Origin of the sequence: Vibrio sp. 10N.222.48.A3, assembly GCF_041475345.1 — a bacterium.
GTDB classification, from domain to species: domain Bacteria; phylum Pseudomonadota; class Gammaproteobacteria; order Enterobacterales; family Vibrionaceae; genus Vibrio; species Vibrio tasmaniensis_A.
Window position 1 is genome coordinate 1 of sequence record NZ_JBFRVX010000442.1, and the last position, 7,420, is coordinate 7,420.

Below are 7,420 nucleotides of genomic sequence, written 5' to 3' on the forward strand. Positions count from 1 at the left end.
GGCTAAAGTGGTTTTTAGCTAGTTAGATAGCGCAGAAATAGATACCACATAAATATTGTAGAACCTCGGAAGGGGAAATCCATGTTATTCGTTATATAGAAAGGGAGGTAGAGTGCTAAATCGTATTGCTAAGTTGTTAATGCATTTATTGGCTTCATCTATAACGGCTTTTTTTGCTGGGATTTTGAGTGTAATTCTAACGATGATGGGAGGCTTTCTAATAATTCCTGCTTTTCAAACTTGGTTTATCATGAAGTATCAAAGAGGGAATGTTTTTATATCAAGTATGATTGCGTTTGCCCCTTGGGTTGCCATTCATTTTTATGCAATCGATCAGCCTAAGCTCACTCAAGTGGTAATCAATCTAGCATGTCAGTCTGCAATTGCTGGGATTATTTTATACGGACTTAGATATCATGCATATCCGAAAGTTATGGATTATTGGTCAGGTAGATAACTTTGTATAACAAGTAATTAAGAGTGAACCCAATTCGAGTTACCACACTCCTAGTAGTGGGCTAACATGCTTCAAATTAGAATGTCGCGTGCTCAGGGACAAGGAGCTTATCCAAGCCCCTGAACAAGAAGACGATCAAAATGCCAATTCTCAGTAGCAGCAGGCTAGGCTCCAGTTTGATTTGAAGTTTCTTTTCCATGATATCCCTTGTGATGCACCAATGATGCGATGAATTAAATGTTTATCAAAGGATATCTATAGTCTTTGTGTTATATTTTTTTCAGTGCCTTATGTAGCAAGAAATGTCTGGTTTGTTTGTTTCTCAACTTTATCTGATTCAAAATCTTGCTGTTTGATCAAGCTAATGGCGAGACTTATTGGCATTGGTTTATAGAAGTAGAAGCCTTGGATGTAGTCGACGCCTAGTTTCGACAAGATCTTCAGTTGCGACTCGTACTCAACGCCTTCAACTATGACTTGCATGCCTAAGGTGCGTGATAGCTGAAGCATGGATTCTAATAGTGGGATACCAAAACTGGATTCGTCGGATATGTTTTTCACGAACACGCGATCAATCTTGAGAATACTGAACGGAAATTGCCTTACAAAGTCTAATCCTGCGTAGCCAGTACCAAAGTCATCTATGGCAATTCTTACACCAAGATCAGATAGCTTTTGCAAGTTGTCCTTAATTTTGACCATATCGGCATCAGAACACTCACCATCCTCTGTCACCTCGAAAACCACTTGCTTGAGAATCTCAGGGTGTCTTTTAAAGATGCTAATCACTTTATTCGTGAAGTTACTGTTGGATACAACGTTTCGGCTGATGTTGACGCTGATGTACTTTGATGCAAATACCTCTTGATTACTTTTCAATGTCGTTAACACTTCATGCAGCACGAAATAGGTCAGCTTCTCAATCAAGCCTAAACTTTCAGCCAATGGAATGAAGATAGCAGGGGAGACGTTACCTTCAATTGGATCGTTCCATCTTAATAATGACTCACAGCCTACGATCTTATTGGTGCTTTGATTAACGATAGGTTGCATGTGAACATGTAGGTGTTTGTTTTTCAGAGCACTGGATAGCGAATATTCTAAGCTACGTTGGCTCTGTTTTTTATGCTTGAGGGAAAGGCGAATAATGGTCGTAATTCCCGCCATAAGAAAGCCAAACCATAAGTGACTCAGCATGAAGTTAATATAATACTGATAACCAATATATGAGGTGACGGTGAATGGGTAGATGTCTGACTGTATCCGTACCGTCGCGTTGTATGAGCCGAGGTCGGTAGGGTGAATGTCTCTTTTGATCACCTCAACTTTAGAGTTAATGCCATGGCTACTCAAATTAGCTTCTACAAGCTCAAAGATGAAGTGCGGAGGAATCATCAGGCTCACTCCCGAGCCTTCCTTAGTCGAGAATATCAGCATGATGGATTGCACCTTAGTAATCGCTGAGTTTGAATACGATAAGGTGGTTAAATTTGGGGCTTCATTGAGCCGCTGCCTGATGGTGTTGTATAGGCGAAATGAAACTTCACCATCAGTGGTTGAACAGTAAAATCGGTTCTCTTTGTCGAACACCGCGGCTTCTTTCACCCAATCAGCTTCAAAAACGTTTTGTCGAAGTTGTCTAACAATCGTGTCGCAAGGCTGATCTGGGGTAATTTCAGATAAAAAACGGTCGAACCTTGATTGAATCCCTTCTAACCTCGTTTCTACTAACCTTGATGTGTCTTCGGTTAACGTTTGGTAATGAGAAGGTGTCAAAGGAATGAGCAATGCCATGAAAAAAAAGAAAGAAATGGCAAAGAAGAACGAAGTTTTGGCAAAATGCTGGTACTTGATATCCATATTAAGAGAAGCGTGACCGATTGGTGTGTGCATGCAACTTAATTTATAAATTTAACGATAATAACGCAAGCTTATGCATAAATAGTGTGAACAAAAGTCTGAGTTATTGATATAAATAGCGTAACGCATGGTCGCACTATAGAAATCAGGATGTTAGATATGCTTCCAAGGTTAAGAGTGTCGTTTTTTTGTTCAGTACTTTTGCGTTTTTTGATGAAGCGGATTGTTACCGGTTTTTATCATCAAATTGAAAACTGTAATTTTTGAAATAATGCGAGTGAGTGGATTTGAGCGTAATGATTAAAAATATGATTTGGATGTTGGTGCGTGTGTTTATCGCGTTTCTGATGATTGCTCCTACCTACGCGATCTTTATCTTGTCTAATTCCGCAACACCACGTCTTTTTGAGACCAAACCAGAAGTGTTAGCTTGGCTTTCGTGCTTTCTTCTTGTGATTGGTTATGTATTGATTAGGTTTTCTAGAACGAGGTATGTGGGAAAATTATTATCGCTTGGTGTATTGGGGGCGGTAGTGTTAATCATGTATGTCGATGAGCGTTATCGGATTTTTGAAGTCAGTGTTCACGCATGGAGCTTATTTTTAGCCGCTCTGTATTTGATTATGCTCTTGTATTTCATTTTCCCGGTTAAGCAACTTAAGCCGCTACTGAGTTTAGTGCCTGTCGCAGGCGTGTCATGGTTTTTAGTTTGGGCCTTAGTGGGCCCAATAAGCTTAACATATGAGTTGATTAGCAGTAAAACAACAATTTCAATTGTGAACTATCAAAAGGTAGTCGACTTGCTACCTGAGTTGTACCTAGATGGTTTCCAGTCAGGTTTGTTTTCCATGCTTCTTGTTCTGTGGTTGTATGCTCTTGTGGTTTTTGGACATAATCCTAAACGCAGTTATCAACAATTGGCGTCTTATGTCGTTAAGATTCGTAATGCTTGGCATTAATAGGGCGCATATATGTGCTTTTGAATTAGGGGATAAATAATGAAAAAGGCTTTAACGGTCGTGTTATTAACGTGTTTACCTTTGCTTGCATCAGCATCCGATGATGTTGTCGATTGCGAGAATGCAATGAATACCATAGAGATCAATCACTGTGCGTCGATTGAGTTGGATACTGCACAAGTGGAGCTTGATCAATACCTTGAAGCGAGCTTTGAACACAATGCTTATGATGCGGAGTTGGTTAGCTCAATCAAGATGGCTCAAGACAGTTGGCAAGCTTACATGACGGCACATTGTGACTCGGTGTATACCCAATGGCGTGATGGTTCAATTCGAGGTCTTATGGCGCTTTCTTGCAAAACTAAGCTGACTAAACAAAGAACGCATGAGGTGTGGGAAAACTTCTTAACCTACATGGACAGCACACCACCAGTTTTGCCAGAGCCCAAGCTGATGAAGTATATGAACTGAGTGCTTATGAGAGTGTGCGCTTGCTTCAACCATTGGCGCTCGAGTCAGCAAGCGATGGGGGATTATCTTACCCTGTCGTTCTTAGTCTCAAGTTTGAAGTGTTACCGAGTAAGGATTCGATTTTGAATAGTGTCAGCGTCACTCTTGTCCAGCTTGAAGTTGAATACAAAAATAAACAAATGAACATCTCGCGAGTCTCTGAGCTTTTGGAAGCTGAGACGGCAGTGGGTGATATCACGTTGCTGCCTGAACTGTTCTCTACTGGATATATCTTTAACGATGCCGCAGAAATTCATGAACTGTGTGAAGACTTCAATAACAGCCCGACCATTGATTCATTAACTGCGCTTGCCACGAAACATCAGACGTTAATCGTTGCGGGTGTCGCTGAGGAAGATAATGGTCAGTATTACAATAGCGTTGTGGTGGTTGATGGTTCAGGTTTGCGTCATAAATACAGAAAAGTCAGTCAAACGAAATTCGACAAAGAGTACTTTTCTAGAGGAAATGAACTTCTTACTTTTGAATACAAAGGCTTGAAGTTCGGTGTCGCGATTTGCTTTGATATATGGTTCCCGGAGATCATGAGACCGTATCAGTCGGTAGACGTTATTCTCCATCCTGCGAATTTTGGTGGTCATCATAGCTTTGCCATTGCACAAGCAAGAGCGTTAGAAGAAGTGTGTCATATCGTGACCTGTAATCGCGTCGGGCAAGATGTGGTTGATGCCTTTACCGCGACATATTGTGGCGGCAGTAGAACCTATTCACCGAAGGGAGACTTAATGCTTCAACTCAGTGAGCATCAGTCTGTTGAAACGATTAATATTCAAGACTTGTCTATTGCGCCTCAATACAATGGTGTTGATGTGTTAGATGAAATACAACAGATAGCGTCTGCGTTGAATCGTTAACAAGACAAGTAAACGCAATAGAATCGAAAAGGGCAAGGTTAGATAACCTTGCCCTTTGTGATTTAGTCTGTGGAGGGCTGAGCCCTAAATCGCTTTTACGCTGCTTCGCTCTACAAGAGTCGGTTCTAGTTCAACGACTTGCGGGTAGGCGTCTGGCGTTTGTAGTCGGCTTAACAGGGTATCGACCGCCGCTTTACCTAAACGGTGCTTTGGCTGGTGGATTGTGCTTAAAGCGGGTGTCATGTACTTAGATAAGTGGATGTCATCGTAGCCAATGATAGACAGGTCATTTGGAATCAATGTGCCATCTTGAGCTGCCGCATGAATCACACCCATCGCCATCATGTCATTACTGACGAACAAGGCCGAAGGCATTTGACCACGAGCTTTCAATGTTTGGTAAGAATCAAAGCCACCATCACATTCGAAGTTTGATTCAACAATCCACTTAGGGTTGATCTCTAAATTCGCTTCTTCCATTGCTTGTTTATAGCCTTGATAACGAGAAGAGGCTTGGTTGCGATGCAGTGGGCCAGTAATACAGCCAATATCCGAGTGACCATTATCGATCAGGTGTTTGGTTGCCATGTAGCCACCTTGATGCGAGTTGTCTTGGATTTTATCACTTGCGAACAGCATTGGACCCCAGTCCATTACCACGACAGGTAACTCTGGGTAGCGCTCGAACACATCGATATGTTGACCTTCAAGCGTTGAACACATCAGCATCAAGCCATCAACACGCTTTTGCAGCAAGGTGTCGATCGAGGATTTCATGCGTTCGCTATCGCCTTCTGTATTACACAAGATAAGGTTGTAGCCTTTCTCATAACAACGACGTTCAACACCTTTCACTACTTCACCAAAGAATGGGTTGGTAGAGGTGGTAACCAGCATGCCCAAGGTTTTGGTTTGCTTCATTTTTAAGCTGCGAGCTAATGCAGACGGCGCGTAGTTGAGTTCTTTGGCCGCACTGTTAACACGCTCAGCAATCTCTTCACTGACAAAACGTGATTTGTTCATCACATGGCTCACGGTAGACGTTGAAACCTTTGCAACCCGAGCGATGTCTTTCATTGTTGCCATATAAAATCCTTGTGGGAATCACTTTTCCACGTTGGGCGATATTCTGCCTGAAAACAGGGGCTTATGCTTGATATTTGTTGTTACCGAATTTGAAGGCTTACATCCGTTAACTACGGTTTAGCTCAAGAGTTAACCCTTCAAATAGGTATCAAGCTAAGCAGACAGTTGCTCTGCCAAAAACGCATCGGTTTCAGCACGGCTTGGAATCGACGTTTGAGCGCCAAAGCGAGTCACTGAAATGGCAGCGGCAGCGTGAGCAAACTTGATCGCACGTTCTAATGGCATGTCTTCAAGTAAGCCTGTGACTAATGCGCCATTGAAAGTATCACCAGCAGCGGTTGTGTCCGTTGCTTCAACGCGGAAGCCTGCGATTAATTCACCTTCGCTAGCTTCATTACCTTGACCACGATGACTAACCCAAACGCCTTTTGCGCCTAGCGTGATCATTACCGTTTCGATGCCTTTCGCGTGCAGAGCCAAAGCTGCCTGATGAGCAGATGCATTGTCCGTCACGGTAATGCCCGTCAGCACTTCTGCTTCTGTTTCGTTGGGTGTAATCACATCAACACAAGCAAGCAATGAATCTGATAATGGACGAGCAGGAGCCGGATTAAGAATCACTTGAGTGCCGCTCTCTTTTGCTACTTTTGCTGCGTATTCAATACCTTCAATCGGAGTTTCAAGCTGAGTCAGCAGGTATTTAGCACTGCGAATCTTCTCTAGGTGCGGTTCAATTTGGTCGTAAGTCAGCTTGTTGTTGGCTTCAGCAGAAAGACAAATGCTGTTTTCACCCGTTGCGGATACTTGAATCATTGCAATGCCTGTCGGCGTGTTGTCTGCCACGATCACGCCGTCGATGTTGATGCCATCTTTAGCGAAGTCTTGACGAATATTGATGCCAAATGGGTCGTCACCGACACAGGCAATAAAGCCAATGTCTGCGTTTAATCTTGCTGCAGCGACCGCTTGGTTTGCGCCTTTGCCGCCAGGGATGACCTGATAGTTACCGCCAATCAAGGTTTCACCCGGACGAGGGAACGAAGGAACTTGCAGTACGTGGTCAGCGTTAACGCTACCTAAAACAATCAGTTGAGTCATGATACGAGCCTTATGATATATCGTATTTGAAAATGCATGGGTCTTTCTCATTACGTAAATTCTTGTTGCGTTAACTGCTCGCCTTGTTAGACGGCTTATGAGAAACAGCGATGCACTGTCTGGGTTGGTTTAATAAGGCAGGGATAGGGGAATCCCTGCCTATGTGTCGCTCTATTTTTTTCTTTATTTAATCGATATTGGATTCAATTACTTAGCGATGATTTTTAGAGGTACAGGTACGTACTCGTCTACTGTCTCGCCTTTCAGTACTTTGTCTGCCATTTCAACACCTAAAGAACCGATTAGATCAGGCTGTTGTGCAACCGTTGCGCCAAGTAGGCCACGGTTAACAGCAGCGATGCCGTCTTCAGTGCCATCAAAGCCAACGATCATTACGTCTTTACCTGAAGCTTGAACTGCGCGAAGTGCACCTAGTGCCATTTCATCGTTTTGAGCGAATACTGCTTGTACGTCTGGGTTAGCTGCAAGCAAGTTTTCCATTACGTTCAGGCCTTTAGTACGGTCGAAATCAGCAGGTTGGCTTGCTAAAAGCTCTAGATCGCTGCCGTTTACTG

The 7,420-nt window shown here is 43.0% G+C and carries 8 protein-coding genes; 4 read left to right on the plus strand and 4 right to left on the minus strand.

Translation table 11 applies throughout. The features are described from left to right. Positions 1-112: 112 nt before the first annotated feature. The gene (locus AB4653_RS13425; RefSeq protein ID WP_102257611.1) at positions 113-457 is read left to right on the plus strand and encodes a hypothetical protein; all 345 of its coding nucleotides are present in this window, start codon (positions 113-115) and stop codon (positions 455-457) included. A 288-nt stretch (positions 458-745) separates the two neighbouring features. Here the strand turns inward: AB4653_RS13425 and AB4653_RS13430 are convergent, their stop codons facing one another. Beyond that, positions 746-2,317, minus strand: a complete 1,572-nt coding sequence (locus AB4653_RS13430) for a cyclic diguanylate phosphodiesterase (protein WP_032555124.1) — start codon at positions 2,315-2,317, stop codon at positions 746-748. Between the two features lie 296 nt (positions 2,318-2,613). Between AB4653_RS13430 and AB4653_RS13435 the strand changes: the two genes are divergently transcribed. The 3 genes from AB4653_RS13435 to AB4653_RS13445 all read left to right on the plus strand — a co-directional run bounded on the left by AB4653_RS13435 (position 2,614) and on the right by AB4653_RS13445 (position 4,661). Next, entirely contained in the window at positions 2,614-3,276 is a 663-nt protein-coding gene (locus AB4653_RS13435; RefSeq protein ID WP_083783997.1) for a hypothetical protein, read from the plus strand. 39 nt (positions 3,277-3,315) lie between these two features. Further along, positions 3,316-3,747: a lysozyme inhibitor LprI family protein gene (locus AB4653_RS13440; protein WP_009844901.1), complete on the plus strand. Its 432-nt coding sequence runs from the start codon at positions 3,316-3,318 to the stop codon at positions 3,745-3,747. 122 nt (positions 3,748-3,869) lie between these two features. Next, positions 3,870-4,661, plus strand: a complete 792-nt coding sequence (locus AB4653_RS13445) for a carbon-nitrogen hydrolase family protein (protein ID WP_102257638.1) — start codon at positions 3,870-3,872, stop codon at positions 4,659-4,661. Positions 4,662-4,745: 84 nt separating this feature from the next. Here the strand turns inward: AB4653_RS13445 and AB4653_RS13450 are convergent, their stop codons facing one another. From AB4653_RS13450 to AB4653_RS13460, 3 genes are all read right to left on the minus strand, one after another. Next, on the minus strand, positions 4,746-5,747 hold the full coding sequence (locus tag AB4653_RS13450) for a substrate-binding domain-containing protein (protein ID WP_004730338.1): 1,002 nt from the start codon (positions 5,745-5,747) through the stop codon (positions 4,746-4,748). A 153-nt stretch (positions 5,748-5,900) separates the two neighbouring features. Beyond that, positions 5,901-6,845 (minus strand): ribokinase, encoded by a 945-nt coding sequence (gene rbsK / locus AB4653_RS13455; protein WP_009844903.1) that lies wholly within the window; start codon positions 6,843-6,845, stop codon positions 5,901-5,903. Between the two features lie 207 nt (positions 6,846-7,052). Beyond that, positions 7,053-7,420 (minus strand): substrate-binding domain-containing protein (locus AB4653_RS13460; protein WP_372104416.1); only part of this gene is annotated, 368 nt, incomplete at its 5' end.